Below are 25784 nucleotides of genomic sequence, written 5' to 3' on the forward strand. Positions count from 1 at the left end.
GACAAAAACTCCTTCCTAGCCGTTGATGACCTGGGGGACCCCGAGGGCTTTCAGGCCTTCCACGCCGAACTCCAGGCCGTAGCCGGACTGCTTGGCGCCGCCGAACGGAACGCGGGGGTCCACGGCTCCGTGCTTGTTGATCCAGACCGTGCCGGCCTCGAGCCGGGTGGCCACGGCGCGCGCGGTGGCGGGGTCGGCGGACCAGACCGAGGCGCCCAGCCCGACGTCGAGCGCGTTCGCCATGGTGACCGCCTCATCCACGGTGCCGTACCGGATGATGGGCAGGGCCGGGCCGAACTGTTCCTCGGCCACCAGCGGGTTGCTGTTGTCGATGTCCGCCACGAGGGTGGCGGGGTAGAAATGGCCGGGCTGGTCCGGGTCCGGGTTGCCGCCGAGCAGGATCCGGGCGCCGGAGCCGCGGGCGGCTTCGACGAGGCGGGCCACGATGTCGTACTGCTGCCTGTTCTGCAGCGGGCCCAGGACGTTGTTTTCATCGAGGCCGTTGCCCATGGGCATCGCGGCGGCGAAGGCGGTGAGCTCCTCGCACACGGCTTCATACAGCGAATCATGGACGTACAGGCGCTTCAGCGCAGCACAGGTCTGGCCGGTGTTGATGAAGGCACCCCAGAAGAGGCCCTCGGCAATGGCCTTGGGATCGGCGTCGGGCAGCACGATTCCGGCGTCGTTCCCGCCGAGCTCCAAGGTGAGGCGCTTCACGGTGTCCGCGGAGGACCTGATGATCGCCTTGCCGGTGGCGGTGGAGCCGGTGAACATGACCTTGCCGACCGCGGGGTGCTCCGCCAGCCGGGCACCGACGTCGCGGCCGCCGGAAACGACCGTGAGGAGGCCTTCGGGGAGCTCCTCGTTGAGGACCCTGGCCAGCGCCAGGACGGACAGCGGCGTGTATTCGGAGGGCTTGACCACCACGGCGTTGCCCATGCGCAGGGCCGGCGCAACCTGCCAGACGGTGATCATCATGGGCCAGTTCCACGGGCCGATCGCGCCCACGACGCCGATGGGCCGGTAGTGCAGCTCCGCCCGGGTTTCGCCGTCGTCCACTACGGTTTCCGGTTCCGGCGGCGTGCCTGCGGCAACGCGCAGCCACGCGGCGCAGGCGCCCACCTCGAAGCGGGCGTTGGGTCCGTTGAGCGGTTTGCCTTGCTCCCGGGAGAGCAGCCGGGCGAGTTCTTCGGCGGAACGTTCGACGGCGTCGGCTGCCTTGAGGAGCGCGGCACTCCGGGCGTCGTGGCCCAGGGCGGCCCACGCAGGCTGGGCGGCTGACGCGGCGGCGATTGCCGCCTCGAGGTCCTGGACGCTGTGGACCGGTGCCTCGCCTACGGGTTCCCCGGTGGCGGGGTCCAGGATGGTCCGTGTTTCGCCGGCATCCGGGGTGATCGAGGCCAGCAGGGCATCGTAGGTTTCCATGGGGTACTCCACTTCGAGTAGGTCAGAGAACGCGGCCGGAACGGCCCGGAAGCGCTGCCTTAAGCGTGCTCCGGTAGGCGCCGCGGGTCTTGTGTATCCGCGAAGAACTGTTGTGCGGGAGCGAACATCAAGGGCACCCCGGCGCGTCATTGCGCTCAGGAACAACAACTGATCGCTGCACGACAAGCCGGGTCCGGCGGCAGGTGCCATGCTGGATTTCACGGTGCAGATCACGGGCACCTTTGCCCCCGCCCGGCACCTTTCCCACAAATTTCGCCCCGGCTCTTTTCCCCAGCACTCATGACCGTTAAGAAGGATCCAATGAGTATTTCGAACCCCGAATCCCGGACCGCAGAACCCGGTTCCCGCCAGGAACACTCCACCGCCCTGCGTGCAGGCAGCATCGGAGTCCTGGGCATCCTGTTCTTTGTCCTTTCCGCGCAGGCGCCCCTGACCGGCATCGTGGGAGCGGCACCGCTCGCGGCCGCACTCGGCAACGGAGCCGGCGCCCCGGGCGCCTACCTCGTGGTCGGCATTGTCATCGTCATCTTCGCCGTGGGCTTTGTGGCCATGAGCCGCAAGGTCCAGACCAACGGTGCCTTCTACGCCTACGTGACCGCAGCGTTCGGACGGAAGGTCGGCGCCGGTGCCGCATGGCTGGCCCTGCTGGCATATAGCACGGTGCAGGCGGCGATGTACGGGCTATACGGAGCGGCTTTCTCCGGCCTGCTGGCATCAGCCGGGATAACCGTTCCCTGGTGGCTGCCGGCCCTGGTCACCATGGCCGGCGTCCAGGTCCTCGGTTCCATGAACATCGAACTGGGCGCCCGCGTCCTGGCCGTACTGGTGGGCCTGGAGGTGGCGATCCTCCTGATGTTCGGATTCGCCGTGCTGTTCAAAGGCGGCGGCCCGGAAGGGTTGAACATCGCCGCATCATTCGCACCCGAAGCCATCGCCAGCGGAGCCCCCGGCGTGGCCATCATGTTCGCGGTGGCGTCCATGTTCGGCTTCGAATCCACGGCAATCTACTCCGCGGAAGCCAAGGACCCGCACAAGACGGTTGCACGGGCCACCTACCTGTCCGTGGGCATCATCGCCGTCTTCTTCTCCTTCATCACGTGGATGCTGGTCAGTTTCTACGGGCCGTCCCACGTGGTGGATGCCGCGGGCGCCGCCCTGGAATCCGGGGATGCCACATCGTTCGTGATCGGCCCCATCGTCGAAATGTTCGGACCCTGGGCCGGCATCACCGCCGGAGTCCTGCTGGTGACCTCGCTGCTGGCAGGCATCATTGCCTTCCACAACGGCATCAACCGTTACCTGCACTCGCTGGCCCTGCGCGGCTCCATGCCGGCAGTCATAGCCCGGACGAACAGGCACCGCGCCCCGGCTGCGGCGGCCTGGATCCAGACTGTAGTGGCTGCCCTGCTGGTGGCGCCGTTCGCCCTGCTGGGGCTGGACCCGGTGCTGACGCTGTTTTCGTGGTTCAGCGGCCTCGCCGTCGCGGCACTCCTGGTGCTGTACATGCTGTCCTCCCTCTCCGTGGTCGCCTATTTCCGCCGGGAAAAGGTGCCCGGCCAGCAATGGCAGACGTTGATCGCTCCGGTCCTCGCTTCCGCACTGCTGGCGTGGGTGCTCTACCTGGTGGTCAGCAACTTCACGTCCCTCATCGGTGGCAGCACCGAAACGGCCGTGGGCCTGCTGGTGGCTGTTCCCGCATTGTTCCTCGCCGGCGTGCTGGTGGAGATCCGGGTGGAGCGCCAGGTCCGGGCATCAGCGCCCGCGTTGGTCGGGTAGTCAGGTGGCGCCGGCCCGTGGCGGGCCGGCGCCGGCGGACAACGGTCAGAGGGTGGCCAACAGGTCCTGCATTTCCTTGATTTCCGCTTCCTGCGCCGTCACGATGTTTTTGCCGAGTTTGATTGCGTCGGCGTTCTTTCCCTGGGATGTTTCGGTCTTGGCCATCATCACGGCGCCCTGGTGGTGGGCGATCATCTGCTTCAGGAAGAGCTTGGCCGCTTCGGTGCCTTGGGCCGCTTCGAGCTGTTTGAGGTCATCCTCGCCCATCATGCCGTCCATGGTGTGGCCTGCGCCCATGGTCGTCGATTCGTTCCAGCCCTTAAGCCAGCCGGTCATCGTTTCGATCTCGGGTGCCTGGGCCGCCTTGATCCTGGTGGCCAGGCCGGTCACTGCAGCCGGGATGTCCTTCTTCTGGAGCATCATCTCGCTCATTTCCACGGCTTGTTCGTGGTGGGGAATCATTCCCTGCGCGAACATGGCGTCGGCGGCGTTGTGTTCGGCCGCGGCGGCAGGTGTGCTGCTGGACATCATTCCTGGGCCGTGGTCCATGCCCGGCATGGAGCTTCCTGTGGAGGCAGGGCTGGAGGTGGCGGCCGATCCGGAGGAACCGGTTGAGCATCCGGCGAGGGCCAGTGCCGCGGCAATGGCGGCGGCGGAAAGGGGCAGGAACTTCTTGTTCATCATGGGTATTCAGTCCTTCAAGACAGCGGGCGCGGAAGCGCCGCGGGAGTGTGTGCATCGGTGACGCGCATGACTCAGGGCAGAGTCAGGAGGGGGCGGGCGCCGGTCAGGTCACGGCTCCTGGCCCCCGTTTTACGTCCTGCTGATGCAGAGCTCGCCCGGTGATGGACTGCCCGGAAGGTAGGACCACCTGGCGCTGATCGTGGCGAGGGTCCCTGTGTTGGTGTCCCGGGCGATGACTCCGGTCCCTGGCAGCGGGGCGGCCAGGGAGCCCGTCTTCGCTGACGGGGTGCAGGATGCGGTCATGGGCTGCATGCCGGTGCAGGCGCCTGAGTCCGTGCACTGCACTGACCGGGTATCTGTCTGGCCCTTCGCCCCGGGCATATCCGGGGCAGCGGACGGTCCGGAAACATGTTCCACGGTGTGGCCGGCATGGGATGAGCCGTGCTGGGCGTTGACAGCGGCGCCCGCCGTGGCCGGAGAGTGCGCGGCATGGGTGGCCGTCATGACATGCATGCCGAAAATCCCGGCGATCAGGGCCAGGACGGCCGCGAAAAGGCCCGCGCGGCGAAGGAACACGATCGCGGCAGCATGTGCGCTCATGATGATCCTCCTTCCCGTATCGGGCTTTCCGTTCACGGCCTGTCGTGTTCAAGGCTACCGGCCCCGTGGCCGGGCACTGACCGGTACAACGATCCTGCACCGGATTCTGTTTCATGCCCCGGCATGCGTCGGTGATCAGGCCGGGATCTTCGGCCCTAGCGGCGAAATTCACACGGGGAACACACTGAGGGCACCACGTGAAGAACCTGGCGGAGGGCGGCACTCATGGACGGCGTTGGAGGATCCAGGAGCCGGCCGGTCACCTTGACGTATACCCCCTGGGGGTATAATTTTGAGGTAACCGGAAGACGACGTCGCGGGCGAAAGCCCCCACGCAGTGAAGGTCCGACAGTGGTGGATTCGCCCCGCTGTCCTCGTCGGACAACCCCTGCGAAAGGACGCACACCATGACCACTGAACCGCACCCATCCGGAGGAGAAGCGACCGTGTCTCTGAGGAGTACCGTCGTCGAAGTCCGGGGCTTGCACTGGGCTACCTCCAAAGCGGTGGTGGAACGCGTGCTGCTAAAGCGGCCCGGCGTTGTAGCCGTCGACGCGAACCCGGTCGCCCAGACAGCCACCGTGAGCTTTGATCCGTCCGTAACGTCGGTGGAGCAGATTTCCGGGTGGATCCGGGACTGCGGATACCACTGCCGGGGCGAATCGGTTCCCGACCACGTCTGCTATCCGATGGACGAAACCGTGCACGCGCCCGCGATGACGCATGGCGCCGCCACGAAGGCGGGCGCCGGCCACCCGCCGTCCGGGCATATTCATCCCGGGCAGGCCCAGCCGCCGGCGGACAGCCATGACGGCCACGGCCCGGGCGGACACGGTGAGGCGGCCCGGACTCCTCAGGACATGATGGGCCACGGCGGACACCATGCCGGCATGTCGATGGACGACATGGTCAAGGACATGCGCAACCGGTTCCTGGTCGCTGCCGTCCTGTCCGTTGGCGTGACGCTGTGGTCCCCGATGGGCCGGGACATGTTCGGCTTCACCGCTCCGACGCCGTTCGGGCTCCGTGACGACGTGATGGCCTTGATCCTGTCGCTGCCGGTCATCTTCTACTCGGCCTGGATCTTCTTCGACGGCGCCTACCGGGCGTTGAAGGCCCGCACCCTGGACATGATGGTCCTGGTCGCGATCGCGGTCGGCACCGGCTGGCTCTACAGTGTCTGGGTCACCCTCACCGGCGGCGGTGAAGTATTCTACGAAGCCGCCACGGTCCTTGCCGCTTTCGTGCTGCTGGGCCACTGGTTCGAGATGCGCGCACGCGGCGGGGCGAACGAGGCCATCCGTACGCTGCTCGAGCTTGCCCCGCCGGTCGCGGTCGTCATCCGCGACGGCGACACGGTCGAGATCCCCACCTCGGACGTTCAGACCGGGGACCTGCTGCTGATCCGGCCCGGGTCCAAGATCCCTGTTGACGGAGAGGTCGAGGACGGCCAGTCGGAGGTCGATGAGTCCATGGTTACGGGGGAAAGCCTTCCGGTGGCCAAGGCGGTCGGCTCCGGAGTGATCGGCGCGTCCATCAACACCACCGGCACCATGCGCGTCCGGGCCACCAAGGTCGGAGCCGACACCGCCCTGGCGCAGATCGTGGCCCTCGTCCAGGAAGCCCAGAACTCCAAGGCCCCGGGCCAGCGGCTGGCCGACAGGGCCGCGTTCTGGCTGGTCCTGGTCGCCCTCATCGGCGGGACCGTGACGTTCGCCGCCTGGCTGGCCCTCGGCGCCGGCGTCCAGGCGGCCCTGCTGTTCGCCATCACCGTTGTTGTGATCACGTGCCCCGACGCGCTGGGTCTCGCCACGCCGACCGCCATCATGGTGGGCACCGGACTCGGCGCCAAACGCGGCGTCCTGTTCAAGAACGCCACCGCCCTGGAAGTCTCAGCCCGGATCGACACGGTCGTGATGGACAAGACCGGCACCCTGACCAAGGGCGAACCGGAAGTGACCGACGTCGTCGTCGACGGAATAAGCGAAAACGAACTTCTGGCGCTGGCCGCCGCCGTGGAACAGGAATCCGAACACCCGCTCGCTGCGGCCGTGGTCCGGCACGCCCGGGAGCGCGGCGTCACCGCCCTTACGGCCTCGGATTTCCTGAACGTTCCAGGCCACGGGGCCGGCGCATCCGTGGACGGGCACCGGGTGCTCGTCGGCAACCGCAAGCTCATGGCCGACGAAGGCATCGGCCTGGGGCCGCTGGCTGCGGTGCGCGATAACCTTGCCGCCACGGGACGGACCGCCGTGCTCGTCGCCGTGGATGGAAGGGCTGCGGCGGTGATCGCTTTGGCGGACGCTGCGAGGGAAACCGCTGCGGCGGCAGTAGCGGCCCTGCATGAGGCCGGGATTGAAGTGGTCATGCTCACCGGGGACAATGAAGCGACCGCCCGAAGGATTGCCGGCCAGCTGGGTATCGACACCGTCATCGCCGAAGTGCTCCCCGGAGACAAATCAGCGAAGATCGCCGACCTTCAACAGGCGGGCAAGAAGGTCGCCATGGTCGGCGACGGCGTCAACGACGCCCCGGCCCTCGCCCAGGCCGACCTCGGCATTGCGATCGGCGCCGGCACCGACGTGGCCATCGAAACAGCCGACCTCGTGCTCATGCGCTCGGACCCGCTGGATGTGCCGATCGCCCTGCGGATCGGCAAGGGAACCCTCCGCAAAATGCGCCAGAACCTGGGCTGGGCCGTGGGGTACAACGCCATAGCACTTCCCATCGCAGCAGGGGTCTTCGCCTTCGCGGGGATCGTCCTCAGCCCTGAGATCGCGGCCCTGTCAATGTCCGGGTCCAGCTTCCTGGTCGCCGTCAACGCCCTCCTGCTCAAGAGGCTCCGGCTTCCGCGGCCGGAAACACCCGAGGCCACTGCCGAGCACGCTGACCGGCCGCTGGCCCCTGCCGGGAACCGCTAGCCCCCAGCCCCCAAGACATCGAAAGAGCCGACGACGGCGGCGCTCCGGCGCCCGCGCCGGGCCAGGCCGCCGGCCAGCAGCAGAAGCACCGTCAGGGCGCCGGCTGCGGCGGCTGCCGCAGCCGCTGCTTCGGGGCTGGCGGGCCAGCGGCCAGTGATGCCCATGAATGCCGGAACTGTTGCCGATGCCTGGCTGGTGAGGACCAGCGACCACCCGATGAGTGGCGTGAGGCGATGGAACCCCAGCGCCAACTGAAGGAAGAACAGCAACCACAAGTAGCTCCAGCACAGCCAGAGGACGGCCAGCAGCGGATCCTCTCCGGACCAGGCCGCGGCGAGCAGGAGCCCGCACAGGGTCACCATCCCGCAGAACCAGCCGAGTCCCCTGGACCCCAGCCCCAGCAGGAAATCAACACCAACGTACAAGTACGTCAGCCCGAACAGGAACATCCCGGACACCTCCAGCAGCAGGTTCGGCCCGACGGCGGCGGTGCCCGGACTGGCGGTGCCCAAATAGCTGATACCCAGGACAAGCTGGATGCTGCCGATGACCAGGCTGATCACGGCGGCGTCCCTGCGGGGGAGCAGCTTCAGTGCCGCGAGTCCGTTGATCAGGAGCGCGGCCCCGGAGAGAAGCAGGCAGATTTGCGCCATCAGACGGCCCTCCGGCACCGAAATCTTGCGCACACTTTTTTCGTTTCGTGGAATTGATATGTCACATTACGGAGATTAGTGCCTGACTATTCTGCGGGCTACTGAGAGCCGGTCGCAATCCGTTAGCTTGGAAAGGAAGCGCGCCGGACTGCCAGAATTTCCCTGCTGCCGTCCCGCGCGGCCGCGAGGTTAAGGAGAAATTCATGGATGCACGGCTCGAGGCCATCAGGGACACCGTCCTGGCCAGGAACCCGGGCGAAGCCGAGTTCCACCAGGCGGTGGTGGAGGTGTTCGAAAGCCTGGGCCCCGTCCACGACCGGCACCCTGAGTTCCTTGAAGCCGCCATCCTGGAAAGGCTCTGCGAGCCCGAACGGCAGATCATCTTCCGGGTCCCGTGGACCGACGACTCCGGCCGAGTGCAGATCAACCGCGGCTTCCGGGTGGAGTTCAACTCGGCCCTCGGCCCCTATAAGGGCGGCCTGCGTTTCCACCCGTCCGTCTATCTGGGCATCGTGAAGTTCCTCGGCTTCGAGCAGATCTTCAAGAACGCACTCACCGGCATGCCCATCGGCGGCGGCAAGGGCGGCTCGGACTTCGACCCCCGCGGACGCAGCGATGCCGAAGTGATGCGGTTCTGCCAGTCCTTCATGACCGAGCTGTACCGCCACATCGGCGAATACACGGACGTTCCGGCCGGCGACATCGGCGTCGGCGGGCGCGAAATCGGCTACCTCTTCGGCCAGTACAAGCGCATTACGAACCGCTACGAATCGGGCGTCCTAACCGGCAAAGGCATCTCCTGGGGTGGCTCGCTGGTCCGTCCCGAGGCCACCGGCTTCGGCACGGTGATCTTCACCGAGGAAATGCTGAAGACCCGCGGAATGTCCTTCGACGGGCAGCGCGTGGTGGTTTCCGGTTCCGGGAACGTGGCCATCAACGCCGTCGCCAAGGCCCAGTCGCTCGGCGCCACGGTGGTGGCCTGCTCCGACTCTTCCGGCTACATCGTGGACGAGGCGGGCATCGACGTCGGGCTTCTCCGCCAGGTCAAGGAAACGGAACGCGGACGCCTGAAAGACTACGCGCTGCGCCGTTCCGGCGTGGCCTATGTGGAGGCCGGTTCGGTCTGGGACGTCGACGCGACGGTGGCGCTGCCGTGCGCCACGCAGAATGAGCTCGACGGCGATGCTGCCGCGAGGCTGGTCCGCAACGGCCTGATCGCCATTGGCGAAGGCGCCAACATGCCGTCCACCCGCGAAGCCGTAGCGGTCTTCCAGGAAGCCGGCGTGCTGTTCGGACCGGGCAAGGCTGCCAACGCTGGCGGTGTGGCCACGTCCGCGCTGGAGATGCAGCAGAACGCGAGCCGTGACTCCTGGTCCTTCGAGCACACGGAACAGCGGCTCACGGACATCATGGTGGGGATCCACCACCGCTGCGCCTCGACGGCCGACGAATACGGGGAGCCCGGCAACTACGTGCTGGGCGCCAACATCGGCGGTTTCGTCAAGGTGGCCGACGCCATGCTTGCGCAGGGGCTGATCTAGGGGCCGGTCAGGCGCCGCGGCGCCAGTCGCTGGGGGATTCGCCGTAGGCGTCCCGGAACGTGCGGCTGAAATGCGCCGCGTCCAGGAACCCCCAGCGGGCGGCGACCGCGCCCACGGAGGTGCCGTGGTGCAGCGGATCCCTCAGGTCGCGGCGGATGCGTTCCAGGCGCTGGCTCCGGATCCAGCTGGCCACAGTTGCGCCCGACTCGTGGAAAATGTTGTGCAGGTGCCGGGTGGAAATGAAGTGCGCTGCCGCAATGCTGGCCGGCGAAAGCTGCGGATCGGCGAGGTTGGCCTCGATGTATTCCCGCACCGACGTGGCCAGCAGCAGCTGGGGCTTCATGCTGTCCCGGGCCATGTCCAGTTCCGAGTGAAGCATGGTTGACACGAGGTCCAGGGCGTTGGCGGCAAGCCGCGAGCCGCTGGGTCCGCTGAGGGCCTCGAGGCTCTCCGCCAGCTGGGCAATAAACGGGCCCACGATGCCGGTCAGCCCGTGCCCGCCCGCCAGCCGGACCGCGGAAAGCTGGCCCACGTAATCCGGGGGCAGGGACAGGGAGTCGTGCGGAAACATGACCACCATGACCCGGGCCTGCTCTTCGAACGCCAGGGTGTACGGACGGTTGGTGTCGTAAATGGCGAGGTCACCCGGGCGCAGCACTGCCTCGCGGTTGTCCTGGATGAGCAGCCCGGTACCCTCCAGCTGGAGGTTCAGCTTGAAATAGCGTTGGCCCGGCCGGGCCACCAGTGCAGGCGTGCGGTGGACGCTGTGGCCGGAGGCGGAGACCTCCACGATGCACAGCCGGTCCAGGGCCCTGGAACGCATCCGGCCGCGGAAGGTGTCGGGATGATCCGTCTCGGCGGCCAGCGGCACGAACGACTCCGCCACGAGGTGCCGCCAGTGGTCGAACGAGGTGGCCACGCTGGAGGTGAGTTCCTGGCCCGCGGGGCGGGCTGTAGTTGCAGACATGGATGTTCCTGACGCCGGATAGCCCTCTGAAAGTTGCTCCCCCAGACTGTGTCCTGCGACACAGTCATTTCAGGTTAGCGGCGATGGCGGTCGTTGTCATCTTTTTTCGCCCAGCGTCGAAAAAAGGATCAGGACCCTCCCTGAAGCAGGGCCAGGAATGCTTCCAGCTGGTCGCCCAGCGCCAGGTCCGTCTCGTTGTCCGGGGCAAGCGCGGCGGCTATCTGTGCGCCCAGCAGCATGTTCAGCAGATGGCCGGCAACTGCTGAATCGTCGACGGCGGCACCCACATCCCCCTGCGCCCTGGCCTCGGCCAGATATCCGAGGATCGCAGCGTGCCACTGCTCCATGGACTCGCGGTGGATGGCGGCTTTTTCCGGATCATTGATGGCCTTCTGCCAGAACGGGACCACGATCCGCGCTTCGTTGATGCGCTCTGAGTCCAGCGGCAGCACCTCCACGCAAAAGGCCCGGAGCGCCGGAATCCCCGCCTTGCCCGCAGTGACCTCCCGGATGCGCTCGTTGGTCCGATTGAACACGTGCCGGAACGCAAACGTCAGCAGCGTGTCCTTCGTGGGGAAGTAGGGCTTCAGCGCGCCATTGGCAAAGCCGGCCTCAAGGGCGATCTCCCGCATCGTGGCGCCCTCGATGCCCAGCCTGGCAATGATCCGCCAGGTCGCATCCACCAGCTCCAGCCGCCGTTCATCATGGTCAACAATCTTTGGCACTCTGGTGATCCCCCGGAACTTTTTTGTATCGAACCCTTGTGATCCATCTTACGGACCGCTTATTCTCTACAACTATAGAAAATAAAAATTCCGACCCCAACACGGTCCCGGACAAAGGCAGCGCTCATGACACTCGCACCAACTGACACGGCCGCCCCGTACCGCCTGGCCACCGGTGCTGAAATCACCGAAGTCCAGGGCATTCTCCGCGCCGGGGGACTCCTTGGTCCGGAAAAGCGCATCGCCTACCTCGGCCTGCTGGACCCGGCCCGGGGGAGCGCCAAGGACTCCGAGAACCGGCGCTTCCGCGTGTTTATCCACGATGTTTCCGGCGGCCGTCCCCTCGATGCGACGGTCTCTGTCACGCGCGGCGAGGTGACCTCCGCCGTCGAACTGGACACCGCCGTCGCCGGCGAACTGCCCGTACTGGAAGAGGAATTCGAGGTGGTCGAGGAACTCCTGGCCTCCGACGAACGGTGGCTGAAGGCCCTGGCGGACCGAAACCTGGACGTCAGCAAAGTCCGCGTTGCTCCGTTGTCCGCCGGGGTCTTCGAATACCCGGAGGAGAAGGGCCGGCGTATCCTCCGCGGGCTGGCCTTCGTGCAGGACTTCCCCGAGGACAGTGCCTGGGCGCATCCCGTCGACGGCCTGGTGGCCTATGTCGACGTCGTCAACAAGGAAGTCACGCAGGTCCTGGACACCGGCGTCGTCCCGATCCCGGCCGAGCACGGCAACTACACCGACCCCGGGCTCACCGGGCCGCTCCGCACCTCGCAAAAGCCGCTCCACATCACCCAGCCGGAGGGTCCCAGCTTCACAGTTACGGCCGGCAACCACGTCGAGTGGGAAAAGTGGAGCGTCGACGTCGGCTTCGATGTCCGCGAAGGTGTGGTGCTGCACAACCTCGCCTTCCAGGACGGCGCCCGCAAGCGGCCTATCATCAACCGTGCCTCCATCGCCGAGATGGTGGTTCCTTATGGAGACCCGTCGCCGATCCGGTCCTGGCAGAACTACTTCGACACCGGCGAATACCTGGTGGGCCAATACGCCAACTCGCTGGAACTGGGCTGCGACTGCCTCGGGGAGATCACCTACCTCAGCCCCGTGATCAGCGACGCGTTCGGCAACCCCCGCGAAATCCGCAATGGCATCTGCATGCACGAGGAGGACTGGGGCATCCTGGCCAAGCACAGCGACCTCTGGACGGGCATCAACTACACCCGCCGCAACCGCCGCCTGGTCATCTCCTTCTTCACCACCATCGGCAACTACGACTACGGCTTCTACTGGTACCTGTACCTGGACGGCACCATCGAATTCGAGGCCAAGGCCACCGGCGTCGTCTTCACCAGCGCCTTCCCCGAAGGCGGCTCCGCCAATATCTCCCAGCTCGCGCCCGGGCTCGGCGCTCCGTTCCACCAGCACCTCTTCAGTGCCCGCCTGGACATGGCGATCGACGGCTTCAGCAACCGGGTGGAGGAGGAGGACGTCGTCCGGCAGCCCATGGGGGAGGGCAACGAACGCGGCAACGCCTTCTCCCGGAAGCGGACCGTCCTGGCCCGGGAGTCCGAAGCCGTCCGGGAAGCCGACGCGCGCAGTGGCCGGACCTGGATCATCTCCAACCCGGAATCACATAACCGGCTGGGCGAACCGGTGGGCTACAAGCTGCATGCCCAGGGCCAGCCCACGCTCCTGGCGGATCCGGATTCCTCCATTGCCCGCAGGGCGGCGTTCGCCACCAAGGACCTGTGGGTGACCCGGTTCGCGGAGGACGAGCGGTACCCCACGGGCGACTTCGTGAACCAGCACTCCGGGGGAGCGGGACTGCCGGCCTACATCGCCCAGGACCGGGAGATCGACGGCCAGGACATCGTGGTGTGGCACACCTTCGGGCTGACCCACTTCCCCCGGATCGAGGACTGGCCCATCATGCCGGTTGACACGGTCGGCTTCAAGCTCCGGCCCGAAGGGTTCTTTGACCGCAGCCCCGTGCTGGATGTGCCGGCCAACCCGAACACCACGCCCGCCGCCGGCGGACACTGCCACGGCTAGGCAGGCGCCATGACCGCCCTGCTGGAATGGCGCCGCGCCGCTGGCTCCATGCTGAGTCCCCGGCCTGTGCTGCACATGCGCGCCGTTGCCGTGGCGACCATCGCGTCCTGCGTGGTGCACCTCTGGCTCGTTGCGGGGAACCATCACGGGATCTGGCTGAACCTGCTGATGCTGGCCATGGCGGGGGTGTGCCTTCCGTGCGCGGTCCACATCTGGCGCGACGGCAGGGCCGGCTCCCTGCGGCAGGTGATGGCGTGCGGGCTGGCGATGGCCGCCCTGCACGCCGCCCTGCTGCTGGGGGCCGGGCCCGGTGCCGGGGCGGCCGTCCACAGCCACGGCGTCTCCGGGATGCCGGCCGCGGAAGCCGGGGTTTCCGCGGCCGCGGGGATGCTCGCCATCATCGCCATGGAAATCATCACGGCGCTACTCGCCGCGACGCTGCTGGCCAGGCTCCGCGGCGCCCGCGGACGGGCTCGCCCATCCCTGCCGCAGCCCCTTAGCGCTCGGCCATGAGCTTGAGGTTTTCCAGCGTCTGCTGCCGGGCGCGTTCCTGTAGGTGCTCGATCACCACGTGGTCGGCGAACTTGCCGATCGCGCTGCCCGGCACGTTGTATTCGATCTCCAGCGAGACGAGCGTCCCGGCGCCCGCTGGTTCGTAGTCCCAGGTCTGCCAGCCTTTGAGCGGCCCCTCGAATTCAATCCGCACGTGCTTCCCGCCGGCGGGAGTCGGCTGGTTCTCCACAACGTGCGTGGTCACCGGAAACGGAACGCCGGCCATCAGGTAACTGTGCTAAACCACGGTGCCGGCCCCTCCGTCGCCCGTTACTTTCTTGGCCTCTCCGAGGTTGACCCACCAGGAGGCCCAGTGCTGCGGATCTGTCGCGATCTCCGTGACTCTCTCCACGGGTGCATCGATTGTAGTGTTCAGCTTGATGTGGCCCATCGGAACTCCTCTTGTGGCAAATGGCAACCGCGGTGTTGTTCCCCCGGCATCCAGCCAACCATCGGGCGGCGTAGGGCCGCAGAGGACAAGGTCCCGTCAGTGGACCGAATTGCCCAGTTCGCGGAGCGGGGTCTTGCTGGTCTCGCGGGCCCAGAAGGCGCCGGCGACGGCCAGGAGCGAGGACGCGGCCACGATCCAGGCGGCAGGTCCCCAGTTTGCCTTGTCCGCGCCCACGAGTGCGGTGCCGAGCAGCGGGGTGAAGCCGGCGCACAGGATGCCGATCTGCAGGCCGATGGCCATGCCCGAGTAGCGGACCTTCACGTTGAACAGCTCCGAGAACCAGGCCGGGTAGATGGCGTTGGACATGGCGTAGGTGCCGGCCGTGATCAGGGTGCTGGTCAGGAAAATCATGGGGACGTTGCCGGTGGAGATCACGGAGAAGTAAACGAAGATCATCGCGCCTGAACCGAGGACGCCGGCCATGAAGATCGGGCGGCGTCCGTACTTGTCGGAGAGCCAGGCCATGAGGGGCTGGGTTGCCACGGCCAGGATGTTGCCGGTGATGCTGACCCAGAGCATGGTTGAGGCGGGGACGCCGACGGACACTGCGTACGCCAGGCCGAAGGACTGCATAAAGGTGTTGGTGACGGTCTCGAAGGACATCAGGGCCACCTGGAAGAACTGGGCAGGGTGGGTCTTGAACATCTTGGCAAAGGGCAGTTTTACCAGCTCGCCGTGATCATGCTTTTCCTCGAACACCTCGGGTTCCTCCAGCGAACGGCGGACCAGGTACGCGACGATCAACACGATCAAAGACAGCCAGAACGGGATGCGCCAGCCCCAGGCCAGGCGGTCGGCTTCACTCATGGCAGCCACGGGGAGGAACGCCAGGGAGGCCAGGACGATGCCGGCGGAGATGCCGCTCATCGCAAAGCTGGCGAAGAAGCCGCGGCGGCCTTCCGGGGCTTCCTCAGTGGACAGCGCCGAGGCGCCGGCGGTTTCGGCCCCTGCGGAGAGGCCCTGCATGAGGCGCAGCAGCACCAGCAGGGCAGGGGCCCAGTAGCCGGCGGTGTTGAAGTCGGGCAGCACGCCGATGAGGAACGTGGCCGAACCCATCAGCACCAGCGTCAGCACCAGCGTGTTCTTGCGGCCGATCTTGTCGCCCAGGTGGCCGAAGACCACCGCGCCGAAGGGGCGTGCCACGTACGCCACACCGAAAGTGGCGAAGGAAGCGATCAGGGCGACGGTGGGGTCACCTGCCGGAAAGAAGATCTTCGAAAAGACCAGCGACGCAGCGGTGGCGTAAATGAAGAAGTCGTAGTACTCAAGGGCTCCGCCGAGAAACGCGGCGAGGGCTGCCTTCCTGGCCCGTTTGAGCTGGCGCTGCTCGGCTCCGATGCTTGCGCCTGTAGCTGTGTTTGTCATGGTGCTGGCCCTTCCGCGCTGAAAGACGGTTATTACTGGTCAATTTGTGCGCATTCCGAACAGCTGTGCGGTATGCGATTATAGAAATCGTAGCGCAGAGTGAGGTGCCTCACAACACCCCCGGCTCGGTCTCCAAAGCGAAAGGTGCCCCCATGGAAAACCACTCCCCGGCCCACCGGCTGTTCCTCATCGGTTCGGAAGCCTCGGCCGCCATGTCGCCCGGGCTCTGGGGCCCGGTCCTGGAACAGTTGGGCAGCAGCTGGACCTACGAGGCGTGGGACGTCCCGGCCGGACAGGACATGTCCGGCGTCCGCGCCTCGATGCTGGAGTCCGACGTCGTGGCCGCAAACGTGACGATGCCCCACAAACAGTGGGCGGCGGCGACGGCTGACACCGTCACCGAACAGGTCCGGGTCAGCGGAGCGTCCAACCTGCTGGTCCGCCAGGGCCGCCGCCTGAGTGCGCACAACACGGACATCACCGCCGTCGCCGAACTCCTGGGCGGCCGGCACCAGCGGCACGCCCTGATGCTGGGGGCGGGCGGCGCCGCCCGCGCAGCACTGGTCGCCCTGGCGGGCCTGGCGGAGCGTGTCACCGTGACGGACAAGGATCCGCGGGCATCGCAGCAGCTTTTGGACCTCGCCGCCAACCTGGGCATGGAGGCCACGGCCGTCACCTGGACTGAAGCCCGTGAGCATGCGCCGGGCGCTTCCCTGATCGTCAACGCGACGCCCCTCGGCAAAAGCCGTGCCGATGCTCCGGCATGGGGGCCTGCGGCGCTCTCGCCGGACGCCTTCGTCTATGACTTCGTCTATGCGGGCCACACGACTGCCACTATCGCCGCCGCGAGGGCGCAGGGTCTTCCATGCGCCGACGGCTGGGACCACCTGCGGGCCCAGGCGGCGGCCATGATCCCCGTCCTGGGACTGAAGCCGGAGACTGCAGCCCTCCTGGGCCGCGCCCTCACGGACATCCGGGCGGGGAACTGAACGCCGGCTGAAGCCCGGCTGACCCCGTGGAATCCGCCGCGCTGTATCCGGATATGATCGGAATAAGCCTGCGGCCAAGCGTCTGCAGATGCCGACATTGAGCTTCAGGGAGGGCAAACGATTCCATGGCGGAGCAACCCGAATACTTCGTGAAGTCGGTGGAAAAGGCGTTTGACGTGCTGCGCTCCTTCGCTCCCGACGAGCCCCGCCTGACCGTCTCGCAGGTCGCCGCAAAGTCGGACATGACCCGGGCCTCCGCCCGGAGGTTCCTGCTGACGCTGACTGACCTGGGCTACCTTCGCGCCGACGGACCGTATTTCGAACTGACGCCCCGTTCGCTGGACATCGGACAGTCCTTCCTGGCAAACCTGGCACTCCCGCGCATCGCCGAGCGGCACCTCAAATCCCTCGCCGCGGAGCTCAACGAAACAACATCCTTGTGCATTCTCGACGGCACCGACATCGTCTACGTCGCCTGCGTTCCGTCGCCCCGGCTCCTGAGTGTCTCCATCAGCGTGGGCACCCGGTTTCCCGCGTGGGCAACCTCCATGGGGCGCGTTCTGCTGGGTGGATTGTCCGGCGCGGAACTGAAATCGTACTTTGAGTCCGTCCAGCTGCAGCGGTTCACCGAGCGCTCGATCGGAAGCCTCGACCAGCTCCAGGCCGAGGTGGACCAGGCACGGACCAAGGGATGGTCCATGGTCTCGCAGGAACTGGAAGAGGGCCTCCGCGGTGTGGCTGTTCCGGTCTGGCGGGGCCACGAGGTGGTCGCCGCAGTCAACGTGTCCCTCCAGACGCACCGGGCGCCGGCGGAGGCCATCGAAAAAACGGTGGTGCCGCTATTGCAGGACGCCGCGCGGCAGATCGGCCACGACTACGGCGGCCGGGCGGCCACGCCGCTCACGACTGCAACCAAGGGATGACATGATCACACGCCACGACGTCGATGAAGCCGCCGGCAGGATTGCCGGGCTGGTGCGCCGCACTCCGGTGATCGAAGCGGACCCGGAGAGCTTCCCCGGGAAGGTCTGGCTCAAGTGCGAGTTCATGCAGCACACCGGTACGTTCAAGGCCCGGGGTGCGTTCAACCGTGTGCTGGCCTGCCGCGAGCGGGGCGAGCTCAAAGAGGACATCGGAATTGTCGTCGCCTCCGGCGGGAATGCCGGCCTCGCCAACGCCTATGCCGCAGCGCAGGCAGGCGTTCCGGCCACGGTCTTTGTCCCCGAGACCGCCCCGGCCATGAAGGTGAAGAAACTCCGGGAATCCGGGGCTTCCGTCATCCAGCGCGGCGCCGAATACGCCGTCGCCTACGACGCTGCCATCGCGTACGCTTCCGAGACCGGAGCCGTGTACTGCCACGCCTACGACCAACCTGAAATTGCCGCCGGTGCCGGCACAGTCGGCTCGGAGCTCCTGGAACAGCTGGGCGGCGTGGATACTGTGCTGGTGGCCGTGGGCGGCGGGGGCCTGATGGCCGGCGTCGCAGCCGCGGTCGAAGGCTTTGCCAAAGTGGTGGGGGTGGAGCCGGCAACAGCCCCTACCCTGCACGCCGCGCTGAAGGCCGGCGAGCCGGTGGATGTGGCCGTCTCGGGCATCGCCGCCGACTCGCTGGGGGCGCGCCGGATCGGACAGATCGGCTTCGATGTGGCGGTACGGACGGGCGTGGTAGGCGTGCTGGTGTCCGACGACGAGATTGTCGCCGCACGCTCGCGGCTGTGGGCCGACTACCGGATGGTGGTGGAGCACGGCGCGGCTGCTGCCTTTGCCGCCCTGACCTCCGGGGCCTATGTCCCGGCGGAGGGCGAGCGGGTGGCCGTGATCCTGTGCGGAGCGAACACGGACCCGTCCACGGTCTGAGCGTCGGCCGGATAGCCGCGGCGGCCTGACAGCCGGACCGGCCGCCGGTCAGGCCTCGGCGCCGGTCAGATCGCCGCGTGGCCTCCCGGCCGGGCCGCGATCCGTTTTGGTTCCTTGCGGTCGCGCCTTGCGTAGATGCGGGACCGCTGGCTGGACAGGGCCAGGATCAGCAGGATGTCCAGGGTGAGGCCGGGCAGGTTGGTCTGCAGGGTTATCCCGGGGCCGCCGTTGGCCACGTCAACCACCTGCAGGCCGATCGCCGCGGTACTCACGGCCATGGTGAGCGTGCGCGCCCAGTTCCGTCCCAGGAAAACGAACCAGGCGAGAAGCAGTTCCGCGACGGCAAAGAGGACCACGACGGCCGCGCCAAGGTAAAGCGCCAGCTGCGCCTGGTCCATGGTCAGGCCCGTCCCGGCGCCGCCGGAACCGGTGCCGGGTTGAAGGAGCGGCTCCAGGTGCGCGGCCGGGAAGAGAATGATGGACAGGGCCAGCGCTGCCGCGGCCAGTGCACGGCCGGCGACGAGGAGCGCCCCGAGGATGGTGGGGGCGGGCCGCCTGTTCCTGCTATCGCTCGCGAGCCGCGGCACGGCAAGTCCGGGCACCGGCGTTGCGCGCAGGTCAACGACAGGCAGGTCGCCGTCGGTGGCAATTTCATCGCCCCCGCCGTTGCGGCTGTGGTAGCCCGTGGAGAAGTCACGGATCACCCGGACGGTGGCTGCTGGATCGGCGTCGGAAATGGACGCCACGATGTGGTCCCGCTCATCGTCCGTGTGTTCGTCGATCTTGTGCGTGATCTGGAGGGTGAACAGCGAGAAGCCGACGCTGCGGTCATAGGTGCCGGCAGCCAGCCAGTCAGCGGCCACGCCACCGGGCAGCAGCCAGCCGGGCGGGCACCGCCAGAAGCGGACGTGGTGGCGCTTGCCCGGGTTTCCGTTCACCTCCTGCTGGTAGGCGAAGTCCTGTTGCCGGCCGAACAGGAAGAGCGGGCTGACCGGGGCCTCGAGGTAGCTGCGGCGCAGCACGGTGGAGGTGACGATCCGCCAGCTGCTGGCGAGGGTTACGTCGTCGGCGATGGTCCAGCCGGCCCGGCGCATCACGTGGTGCAGCTGGGCTTCGGAGCCGAGCAAGGCAACGTTCACCGGATCGCCGAGGAGGCCGTCGCTGGTGCGGGCGCGCCCGATGAAGTAATCGGGCACGTAGAGGCGGGTCAGGATCGAGTGGAGCCTGGGCAGCACGAGGTAGGCGAGCATGGCCCAGAAGATGAACATGAACCAGATCTGGCCCCAGCCCCACTGGAAGCTGAGCTCAAGGAGAAGATAGGTCAGCCAGGCGGCGGCGACACCACCGACCAGGAAGAAAATCCGGTCCCATGCGGTATCGACTGCTGAGCGGGTAACGTCCGCGGCAGGCACCCTCACCGCAGGCCTGGTCATGGGCAAAATAATACTGGAGCCGGTGGCTTGTTCCGTGGGCGCAGCGGCCCGGGCTGAGATGCATGGTGTTTCCCCCCGTGAGGCATGGCGGTCAGTCCAATGGAAGGGTGACCGTGATGCAGGTGCCCTTGCCGGGCGCGGTGTCTATGGTTGCGGTGCCGCCGGCTTCGTGGACTGCGATGGACATCAGCAGCAGCCCGAACCCCTGCGGCCGGTTGCCGCAGCTTTCAGTGCGGTCGAAGCCGGTGCCGTTGTCAGCCACGGTCAGCCGGATGCCGTGGTGCACCGCAGCGAGCCGGACGGTCAACTGGGTGGCGGCGGCGAATTTGAACGCGTTGCTCAGCGCTTCCTGGGCAGCGTGGTAAAGCAGCCCGGCACTGCCGGCCGGTATCTCGATGCCGTGGTGCGGCGTCTCCCACCGGACGGTGGTTCCCTGCTCCCGGAGCGGGGTGGCGAGCCGGTCGATGCAGCCGGCGAGCCCGAGTGCATGAAAATCCACCGGGGCCTGATCGGTAATGACGCCGTGGATCGCGGCGACTTCATTGACAGCTGGAGCCTTTTCCATGGCCAGTCCTGCTTCCTTGCAGCCTGTGATGCTTCCTTCTCACGGGTGCTGGGTTCCCGCCTGGATGTACGACTCAAGGGTGAACCGGCGGAATCATGAATGACGCGACTTTGACGCAATTTTGGCTCAAGTTCATAGGGATTCCTGTGGTCATCTCAAGAGATGCACAAGATTTGATTCCATCGCGATGCCGGATGTCGCGGCATGTGTAGGCTCATCACCAACCCCATAAGTCCAGATAGTGGAAATACCCATCCGTGGGGATTCTGCCGACGAATATGAGGGTGACTGACCGAAAGACTATGGGGGCATAGATGGAAGAACGCGGTATTGCCGTTGTTGTAGAGGATGACGACGACGTCAGGAATTCCCTCAGGGAAGTGCTGCTGCAATCCGGGTTCTCCGTGTACGCGACATCTTCGGGGTTTGAGGGGGTTGAAGCGGTCCGCCGGTACAACCCTGTGGTGGTCACCATGGACCTGGGGCTTCCGGACTTTGACGGCCTTGAGGCCTCCCGGCGCATCCGCACGTTCAGCGACGCCTACCTCGTCATCGTGACCGGCCGGGTGGACGAGGCCGACGCCATCATGGGTTTCGAAGCAGGGGCGGATGACTTCCTGACCAAGCCCTTCCGGCCGCGCGAGCTCCGCGCGAGGATCGCCGCCATGCTTCGCCGGCCCAGGCAGCCTGCCGAGGCGCCCATGGTGGCCGCCGGTGACCTGCGCGGAACCACTAACGCGCCTGCCGCGTCAACGCGTCCGGCCGGCCTGGTGCCAGCCGAACAGTGGCAGGGAGACCGTGGGGAGTCCGAGCTGGCCGAGTTCGAGCACAACGGGCTCACGCTCAGCGAGGGGACCAGGACCGCGGAGTTCGAAGGGCTGCGGGTTGAACTGACCCGGACGCAGTTCGACCTCCTCCTTGTCCTCCTGGAGAACGGACGCCTGGTCCAGACGAAGGCCGACCTGGTCCGCCGCCTGAGGAACGAACCCTACGACACCGGCTCCTACGTGAGCACCGCCGAAGAGCGCGCCGTCGAAGTCCACATGGGTAACCTGCGGAAACGGCTGCGGGACGATTCGCGCGCCCCCAGGTGGGTCGAAACCGTGCGGGGAATTGGTTACCGGCTGGCGCCGCAGATGGCTGCCGAATGACCTGACGGGCGCCTATTCTTAAGCTTGGCGGAGGGATGCACCATGACTCCCAAGCAACTGGTTCTGGTAATGGCTGCCACCGTGGGCGTCCTGGCCCTGGTGCTGATCTCGATCGACTGGGCACCGGCCGCCCTGCAGGATCCCGCCAGGACACTGGGTGTCCTCAACCCCCAGGGGGTCATCCGCTGGGGTGAGAACCCGGACAGGGCACCCTTCTCCATATTTGAACTCTCCCTGTTCATCGCCGTGGGGCTCGCCTTTGTCCTGGCCGGGGTGACAGCGTGGCAGACCCGGCCCAGCCGCAATCCCGGCCTGCTTCTGGTGCTCGCGGGGCTGTTGTGGCTGGCTGCGGGAGTGCGGCGGTCCAGTGACCCGGTGCTGTTCACGGCCGGTGTGGCGCTGACGCTCATGTACCAGCCACCGTTGCTGCAGCTTGCACTGAGCTTCCCCTCGGGAGTCCTGCGCTCGCGGGTGGAACGCGCGGCTGTCGTTTTCTTCTTTGCCGCCTGGGCGGTCATCGCAGTGGCGAGCTGGGCCTTCTTCGATCCGCGGCTGCACATCGCCGCGGGGGAGTCCACCTCCGGCAACCTGCTCCTGCTGTGGGACAGTCCGGAGCTGACCAGCGCCATCGGGGATGCCGCCCGCATTGTCCAGGTGGGCATAGGCGCGGCGATCGTAGCCGTGCTGGTTTCCCGCTGGCGCTCCGGTTCGCCGGCGTACAGGGCGGCGTTCCTGCCGCTGTGGCTGGCAGTGATCATCAAGACCGCCTCCACAGTCTGGGTGTCGCTCGCCGTGGTTCAGCTGACCGGCTCCCTCTCCAACGAGGCACTGCTCTGGCAGTATCCGGCGACGGCGATCGTCCCCTTCGCCGTCCTGTTGGGGCTGTGGCGCTACCGGTTCGCCCGCGGCGCCCTGAGCGAGCTGATGGTGGAAATCGGTATGGCGCCTGTCAGCGACCGGCTCATCCGCGCCCTGCGCAGGTCGGTCAGGGACCCCACCCTCAGCCTGTGGCGGTGGTCGCCCGCGCTGTCCGGATTCGTGGACGACGACGGCGTCCCCCGGGCGGTTCCGGAGGACGGATCCGGACGGGCCGCCATGGTGCTGGAGCGCAACGGCACACCCGTGGGGGCGCTGGTTTTCGACGAGGCCCTCCGGGACCAGCCGCAACTGATGGCCGCCGTGCGGAGCGCCACTTCCCTGGCCCTGGACAACCAGAACATGGAGCAGCAGCTGAGGGACCAGCTGATCGAGGTCCGGCGCTCCCGGGAACGGATTGTCACGGCCGGGGACGCCCGGCGTCGTGAGCTCGAGCGGGACCTTCACGACGGTGCGCAGCAGCGCCTCGTTGCCGTATCCATGGAGCTGGCAAGGGCGCGGCGGGCCGCGAGCCCGGCGGAGATGAAGGAACTGGTGGACCACGCCAGCGACGAGCTCGCCGTCGCCCTGGCTGAACTTCGTGAGCTGGCCAGGGGCGTCTACCCGCCGTCGTTGCGGGAAATGGGGCTGGACGGCTCGCTGACGGCGCTCGCCGAGCGCTCGGCGCTCCCCGTCGATCTGGACGTTGACCTGCCGCAGCGGCCCCCGCCCCAGGTGGAACTCGCGGCGTATTTCATCTGCGCGGAGGCCGTGACCAATGCGGCCAAGCACGCCCGCGCCTCCAACCTGCAAATCGGCGTCAAAGGCACCGACGCCGGACTCAGGCTCCACGTGACGGACAACGGGATCGGCGGGGCAAGCCCCGGAGCCGACGGCGGCCTGCTGGGTCTCGCCGACCGGGCGGCCGCCCTGGGCGGCTCACTGACCATCACCAGCCCCGACGGCCGCGGCACAACAGTTGCGGCATCCCTGCCGTTCTCGGCCGACCCGACGGAGGACCTGCCATGACACTGCGCGTCGCCATCGCGGACGACTCGGCGCTGCTCCGCCGCGGCCTGGCCGCGCTGCTCACCTCCGAAGGGCTGGAGGTGGCCTGCGAGGCTGCCGATGCCCCGGAGCTTCTGGCATGCGTTGCAGCTTTGGCGCCTGATGTCGCCGTGGTGGACATCCGGATGCCCCCCACTTTCACCACCGAAGGCATCCAGGCCGCAACGGCGATCCGGCGCGACCAGCCCGGAACGGGGGTTCTCTTGCTGTCCCAGTACGTGGAGACCGAAAACGCCATGCAGCTCCTGGGGAACGGAGCGAAAGGCCTGGGCTACCTCCTGAAGGAGCGGGTCTCGGACATCGACGAGTTCATCGACGCGCTGCACCGGGTGGCGGCCGGCGGCACCGCCGTCGACCCTGAACTGGTGGCACGCATGGTGGCCCGGCCGCATAACGGCCACCAGCGGGAGGACGAGCTCAGCAGCCGGGAGCGGGACGTCCTGGAGCTGATGGCCCAGGGGCGCACCAACCAGGCGATCGGGAAAACCTTGTTCCTGGGGGAGCGGACGGTGGAGGCACACATCCGCAGCATCTTCCTGAAGCTGGGCCTGCGCCCGGAACCCGAGGACCACCGCCGGGTCCTCGCCGTCCTCACGTACCTTCGCCAGCACTAGCAGTCCCGCAAACAGCAAACCGGCGGCCGTCCTTTCGGGACGGCCGCCGGTTCCGGTCAGCGGGATGCTGCTAGTTGGACATGGATGTGGTGCCGCTGCTCTTCCATCCTGTGAACGGCGACCAGACGCCACCGGCCCCCTCCTGGTGGCGGACCTTCTGGTACACCTCCTCATTGCCGATCTCCGTGTTGGGCAGGGTGCGGACGTTGTGGATGGTGACGATTCCGCTGTAATAGCCGACGGTGCGGCTGAAGCTCGAGTTGCCGAGGTGGTCGTCGCCGTTGGGCCAGTCGTCGCTTTCCCAGCGCTGCTGCTCGATGTAGACGGAACGGTCGTTGTAGCAGCGCACCTGGATCTGGTAGTCCACCAGCTTGGTGCCCGAGGAGTTGAAGCCGGCAAAGACCGGCTTCAGCGGCGTGACGGTGCAGGCGTAGTTGGTGGTGGCGGCCTGGGCGGGTGCGGCCAGGGCGACGCCGCCCGCAGCAAGCCCCAGCGTCATTGCTGAGACGAGTGCGACCTTGGCGCGGGAGTGACGGGACTTCGTTGTTCCGGCGGTGATGGACATTGTTGTTGCTCCTGTTGCGGTGATGGTGGTTTCGGCCAGGAATCCTTTCCTGATGCCGTGTTTCCATGGTGCGATCGGGGCACTGTCCGTGGCTTCCGTGCTAGCACTGTTTGTCCGGCACAGCATGATTGTCAGCTTGCTTATTATTTCCGGGGTTCCTAGTGTTAAACCCGTAAGGAATCCGGCACAAGGAGGACAGATGTCAGCGCACAATATTGCAGGCAAGAAGGTCGCGTTCCTGCTGACCGACGGCGTGGAGCAGGTGGAGTTGACCAGCCCCTGGAACGCTGTGAAGGAAGCCGGCGGTGAACCCACGCTGGTGGCGCCGAAGGCCGGGAAGCTGCAGGGTTACGACGGCACCGAAAAAGGCGAGACGTTCGACGTCGACATCACGGTGGCGGAAGCCAACGCCGCGGATTTCCACGCGCTGGTGATCCCCGGCGGAGTAGTCAACGCGGACCATCTTCGTGTGGACAAGGACGCCCAGGCCTTTGCCCGAGGCTTCTTTGAGCAGCACAAGCCGGTGGCCTCCATCTGCCACGGGCCCTGGCTTTTGATCGACGCCGGTGTGGTCCGTGGGCGCAAGCTCACCTCGTACCACACCCTGCAGACCGACCTGAAGAACGCCGGTGCTGAGTGGAGTGACGAGGAAGTGGTGGTGGACCAGGGGTTCGTGACCAGTAGGCACCCCGGTGACCTCAAGGCTTTCAACGACAAACTCCTCGAAGAAATCGAAGAAGGCGAGCACGCCGGCCAGACCGCCTGACCGTCGCGCAGCAACCGTCTGAGGACAAAAGGAGGGGCCCGACGGCGACGCGTTGGAGCGAGATTCCCATGGCAGCCGGCAGGGTGCCGTCCGCGATCAGATCGCCGGCCGCCCGGGCGATGGTGCCGGGGGAGGCGAGGATGTCGCGGTGCAGTACGCCGGTCGCGCTCAGCACCTGCCAGCTGAGC

Annotated in this window: 22 protein-coding genes and 1 pseudogene; 12 read left to right on the forward strand and 11 right to left on the reverse strand. The window is 66.8% G+C overall.

All coding sequences use genetic code 11. From position 1 onward, the window contains the following. Window positions 1–15 precede the first annotated feature (15 nt). Entirely contained in the window at window positions 16–1425 is a 1410-nt protein-coding gene (locus ACFVWT_RS22025; RefSeq protein ID WP_390251690.1) for an aldehyde dehydrogenase family protein, read from the reverse strand. Between the two features lie 321 nt (window positions 1426–1746). On the opposite strand from ACFVWT_RS22025, the gene ACFVWT_RS22030 reads away from it, so the two are divergent. Beyond that, window positions 1747–3222, forward strand: a complete 1476-nt coding sequence (locus ACFVWT_RS22030) for an APC family permease (protein WP_390251692.1) — start codon at window positions 1747–1749, stop codon at window positions 3220–3222. Window positions 3223–3267: 45 nt separating this feature from the next. Here the strand turns inward: ACFVWT_RS22030 and ACFVWT_RS22035 are convergent, their stop codons facing one another. Together ACFVWT_RS22035 and ACFVWT_RS22040 are read right to left on the reverse strand one after the other, a co-directional pair. Next, window positions 3268–3906, reverse strand: coding sequence for a DUF305 domain-containing protein (locus tag ACFVWT_RS22035; RefSeq protein WP_390251694.1), 639 nt, complete (start codon window positions 3904–3906; stop codon window positions 3268–3270). Between the two features lie 129 nt (window positions 3907–4035). Then, on the reverse strand, window positions 4036–4506 hold the full coding sequence (locus ACFVWT_RS22040; protein WP_390251696.1) for a hypothetical protein: 471 nt from the start codon (window positions 4504–4506) through the stop codon (window positions 4036–4038). A 446-nt stretch (window positions 4507–4952) separates the two neighbouring features. On the opposite strand from ACFVWT_RS22040, the gene ACFVWT_RS22045 reads away from it, so the two are divergent. Next, the gene (locus ACFVWT_RS22045) at window positions 4953–7427 is read left to right on the forward strand and encodes a heavy metal translocating P-type ATPase (RefSeq protein WP_390251698.1); all 2475 of its coding nucleotides are present in this window, start codon (window positions 4953–4955) and stop codon (window positions 7425–7427) included. Here the strand turns inward: ACFVWT_RS22045 and ACFVWT_RS22050 are convergent. Then, on the reverse strand, window positions 7424–8080 hold the full coding sequence (locus tag ACFVWT_RS22050; protein WP_390251700.1) for an AmiS/UreI family transporter: 657 nt from the start codon (window positions 8078–8080) through the stop codon (window positions 7424–7426). The genes ACFVWT_RS22045 and ACFVWT_RS22050 overlap by 4 nt on opposite strands. 203 nt (window positions 8081–8283) lie before the next feature. Here ACFVWT_RS22050 and gdhA point away from each other — a divergent pair, with 203 nt between their 5' ends. After that, entirely contained in the window at window positions 8284–9621 is a 1338-nt protein-coding gene (gdhA, locus tag ACFVWT_RS22055; protein ID WP_390251702.1) for an NADP-specific glutamate dehydrogenase, read from the forward strand. Between the two features lie 7 nt (window positions 9622–9628). On the opposite strand, the gene ACFVWT_RS22060 is transcribed toward gdhA, so the two are convergent. Both ACFVWT_RS22060 and ACFVWT_RS22065 read right to left on the reverse strand, forming a co-directional pair. Next, on the reverse strand, window positions 9629–10588 hold the full coding sequence (locus tag ACFVWT_RS22060; RefSeq protein WP_390251704.1) for a helix-turn-helix domain-containing protein: 960 nt from the start codon (window positions 10586–10588) through the stop codon (window positions 9629–9631). A gap of 128 nt (window positions 10589–10716) precedes the next feature. Further along, entirely contained in the window at window positions 10717–11313 is a 597-nt protein-coding gene (locus tag ACFVWT_RS22065) for a TetR/AcrR family transcriptional regulator (protein ID WP_390251706.1), read from the reverse strand. A 126-nt stretch (window positions 11314–11439) separates the two neighbouring features. On the opposite strand from ACFVWT_RS22065, the gene ACFVWT_RS22070 reads away from it, so the two are divergent. Both ACFVWT_RS22070 and ACFVWT_RS22075 read left to right on the forward strand, forming a co-directional pair. Beyond that, entirely contained in the window at window positions 11440–13365 is a 1926-nt protein-coding gene (locus ACFVWT_RS22070; RefSeq protein ID WP_390251708.1) for a primary-amine oxidase, read from the forward strand. A 9-nt stretch (window positions 13366–13374) separates the two neighbouring features. Further along, window positions 13375–13878, forward strand: a complete 504-nt coding sequence (locus ACFVWT_RS22075) for a hypothetical protein (RefSeq protein WP_390251710.1) — start codon at window positions 13375–13377, stop codon at window positions 13876–13878. Here the strand turns inward: ACFVWT_RS22075 and ACFVWT_RS22080 are convergent. Then, a pseudogene (locus tag ACFVWT_RS22080) lies at window positions 13862–14308 on the reverse strand (SRPBCC family protein). The gene ACFVWT_RS22075 and the pseudogene ACFVWT_RS22080 sit on opposite strands and share 17 nt — an antisense overlap. A gap of 96 nt (window positions 14309–14404) precedes the next feature. After that, a complete protein-coding gene (locus ACFVWT_RS22085; RefSeq protein ID WP_390251712.1) occupies window positions 14405–15733 on the reverse strand; it encodes an MFS transporter in 1329 nt (442 codons plus the stop codon). Window positions 15734–15885: 152 nt separating this feature from the next. On the opposite strand from ACFVWT_RS22085, the gene ACFVWT_RS22090 reads away from it, so the two are divergent. From ACFVWT_RS22090 to ACFVWT_RS22100, 3 genes are all read left to right on the forward strand, one after another. After that, window positions 15886–16722, forward strand: coding sequence for a shikimate dehydrogenase family protein (locus tag ACFVWT_RS22090; RefSeq protein ID WP_390251714.1), 837 nt, complete (start codon window positions 15886–15888; stop codon window positions 16720–16722). A 125-nt stretch (window positions 16723–16847) separates the two neighbouring features. Next, window positions 16848–17645, forward strand: coding sequence for an IclR family transcriptional regulator C-terminal domain-containing protein (locus ACFVWT_RS22095; RefSeq protein ID WP_390251718.1), 798 nt, complete (start codon window positions 16848–16850; stop codon window positions 17643–17645). A 1-nt stretch (window position 17646) separates the two neighbouring features. Next, window positions 17647–18579 (forward strand): threonine/serine dehydratase, encoded by a 933-nt coding sequence (locus ACFVWT_RS22100; RefSeq protein WP_390251720.1) that lies wholly within the window; start codon window positions 17647–17649, stop codon window positions 18577–18579. 65 nt (window positions 18580–18644) lie between these two features. Here ACFVWT_RS22100 and ACFVWT_RS22105 read toward each other — a convergent pair whose 3' ends face one another. Beyond that, window positions 18645–20012 (reverse strand): LssY C-terminal domain-containing protein, encoded by a 1368-nt coding sequence (locus tag ACFVWT_RS22105; RefSeq protein WP_390251722.1) that lies wholly within the window; start codon window positions 20010–20012, stop codon window positions 18645–18647. A gap of 91 nt (window positions 20013–20103) precedes the next feature. Then, on the reverse strand, window positions 20104–20577 hold the full coding sequence (locus tag ACFVWT_RS22110; protein WP_390251724.1) for a sensor histidine kinase: 474 nt from the start codon (window positions 20575–20577) through the stop codon (window positions 20104–20106). A gap of 314 nt (window positions 20578–20891) precedes the next feature. Here ACFVWT_RS22110 and ACFVWT_RS22115 point away from each other — a divergent pair, with 314 nt between their 5' ends. Genes ACFVWT_RS22115 through ACFVWT_RS22125 form a run of 3 tightly spaced genes read left to right on the forward strand, consistent with a single transcriptional unit; the run spans window position 20892 to window position 24265 of the window. Continuing rightward, window positions 20892–21728, forward strand: coding sequence for a response regulator transcription factor (locus tag ACFVWT_RS22115; RefSeq protein WP_390251726.1), 837 nt, complete (start codon window positions 20892–20894; stop codon window positions 21726–21728). Window positions 21729–21770: 42 nt separating this feature from the next. After that, window positions 21771–23612: a sensor histidine kinase gene (locus tag ACFVWT_RS22120; protein WP_390251728.1), complete on the forward strand. Its 1842-nt coding sequence runs from the start codon at window positions 21771–21773 to the stop codon at window positions 23610–23612. Further along, window positions 23609–24265, forward strand: coding sequence for a response regulator (locus ACFVWT_RS22125; protein ID WP_390251730.1), 657 nt, complete (start codon window positions 23609–23611; stop codon window positions 24263–24265). The genes ACFVWT_RS22120 and ACFVWT_RS22125 overlap by 4 nt, the downstream gene beginning before the upstream one ends. A 70-nt stretch (window positions 24266–24335) precedes the next feature. Here ACFVWT_RS22125 and ACFVWT_RS22130 read toward each other — a convergent pair whose 3' ends face one another. Then, entirely contained in the window at window positions 24336–24830 is a 495-nt protein-coding gene (locus ACFVWT_RS22130; RefSeq protein ID WP_390251732.1) for a hypothetical protein, read from the reverse strand. A gap of 199 nt (window positions 24831–25029) precedes the next feature. Between ACFVWT_RS22130 and ACFVWT_RS22135 the strand changes: the two genes are divergently transcribed. After that, on the forward strand, window positions 25030–25596 hold the full coding sequence (locus tag ACFVWT_RS22135) for a type 1 glutamine amidotransferase domain-containing protein (protein ID WP_390251734.1): 567 nt from the start codon (window positions 25030–25032) through the stop codon (window positions 25594–25596). Window positions 25597–25784: the final 188 nt, after the last annotated feature.

Origin of the sequence: Arthrobacter sp. NPDC058288 (assembly GCF_042880995.1) — a bacterium.
Lineage (GTDB): Bacteria > Actinomycetota > Actinomycetes > Actinomycetales > Micrococcaceae > Arthrobacter.

What these genes read in the sequence shown, in the direction of transcription:
- ACFVWT_RS22025 (WP_390251690.1), bottom strand. Translation starts at nt 1,425, where the DNA reads ATGGAAACCTACGATGCCCTGCTGGCCTCGATCACCCCGGATGCCGGC.
- ACFVWT_RS22030 (WP_390251692.1), top strand. Translation starts at nt 1,747, where the DNA reads ATGAGTATTTCGAACCCCGAATCCCGGACCGCAGAACCCGGTTCCCGC.
- ACFVWT_RS22035 (WP_390251694.1), bottom strand. Translation starts at nt 3,906, where the DNA reads ATGATGAACAAGAAGTTCCTGCCCCTTTCCGCCGCCGCCATTGCCGCG.
- ACFVWT_RS22040 (WP_390251696.1), bottom strand. Translation starts at nt 4,506, where the DNA reads ATGAGCGCACATGCTGCCGCGATCGTGTTCCTTCGCCGCGCGGGCCTT.
- ACFVWT_RS22050 (WP_390251700.1), bottom strand. Translation starts at nt 8,080, where the DNA reads ATGGCGCAAATCTGCCTGCTTCTCTCCGGGGCCGCGCTCCTGATCAAC.
- gdhA (WP_390251702.1), top strand. Translation starts at nt 8,284, where the DNA reads ATGGATGCACGGCTCGAGGCCATCAGGGACACCGTCCTGGCCAGGAAC.
- ACFVWT_RS22060 (WP_390251704.1), bottom strand. Translation starts at nt 10,588, where the DNA reads ATGTCTGCAACTACAGCCCGCCCCGCGGGCCAGGAACTCACCTCCAGC.
- ACFVWT_RS22070 (WP_390251708.1), top strand. Translation starts at nt 11,440, where the DNA reads ATGACACTCGCACCAACTGACACGGCCGCCCCGTACCGCCTGGCCACC.
- ACFVWT_RS22075 (WP_390251710.1), top strand. Translation starts at nt 13,375, where the DNA reads ATGACCGCCCTGCTGGAATGGCGCCGCGCCGCTGGCTCCATGCTGAGT.
- ACFVWT_RS22085 (WP_390251712.1), bottom strand. Translation starts at nt 15,733, where the DNA reads ATGACAAACACAGCTACAGGCGCAAGCATCGGAGCCGAGCAGCGCCAG.
- ACFVWT_RS22090 (WP_390251714.1), top strand. Translation starts at nt 15,886, where the DNA reads ATGGAAAACCACTCCCCGGCCCACCGGCTGTTCCTCATCGGTTCGGAA.
- ACFVWT_RS22095 (WP_390251718.1), top strand. Translation starts at nt 16,848, where the DNA reads ATGGCGGAGCAACCCGAATACTTCGTGAAGTCGGTGGAAAAGGCGTTT.
- ACFVWT_RS22100 (WP_390251720.1), top strand. Translation starts at nt 17,647, where the DNA reads ATGATCACACGCCACGACGTCGATGAAGCCGCCGGCAGGATTGCCGGG.
- ACFVWT_RS22105 (WP_390251722.1), bottom strand. Translation starts at nt 20,012, where the DNA reads ATGACCAGGCCTGCGGTGAGGGTGCCTGCCGCGGACGTTACCCGCTCA.
- ACFVWT_RS22110 (WP_390251724.1), bottom strand. Translation starts at nt 20,577, where the DNA reads ATGGAAAAGGCTCCAGCTGTCAATGAAGTCGCCGCGATCCACGGCGTC.
- ACFVWT_RS22115 (WP_390251726.1), top strand. Translation starts at nt 20,892, where the DNA reads ATGGAAGAACGCGGTATTGCCGTTGTTGTAGAGGATGACGACGACGTC.
- ACFVWT_RS22120 (WP_390251728.1), top strand. Translation starts at nt 21,771, where the DNA reads ATGACTCCCAAGCAACTGGTTCTGGTAATGGCTGCCACCGTGGGCGTC.
- ACFVWT_RS22125 (WP_390251730.1), top strand. Translation starts at nt 23,609, where the DNA reads ATGACACTGCGCGTCGCCATCGCGGACGACTCGGCGCTGCTCCGCCGC.
- ACFVWT_RS22130 (WP_390251732.1), bottom strand. Translation starts at nt 24,830, where the DNA reads ATGTCCATCACCGCCGGAACAACGAAGTCCCGTCACTCCCGCGCCAAG.
- ACFVWT_RS22135 (WP_390251734.1), top strand. Translation starts at nt 25,030, where the DNA reads ATGTCAGCGCACAATATTGCAGGCAAGAAGGTCGCGTTCCTGCTGACC.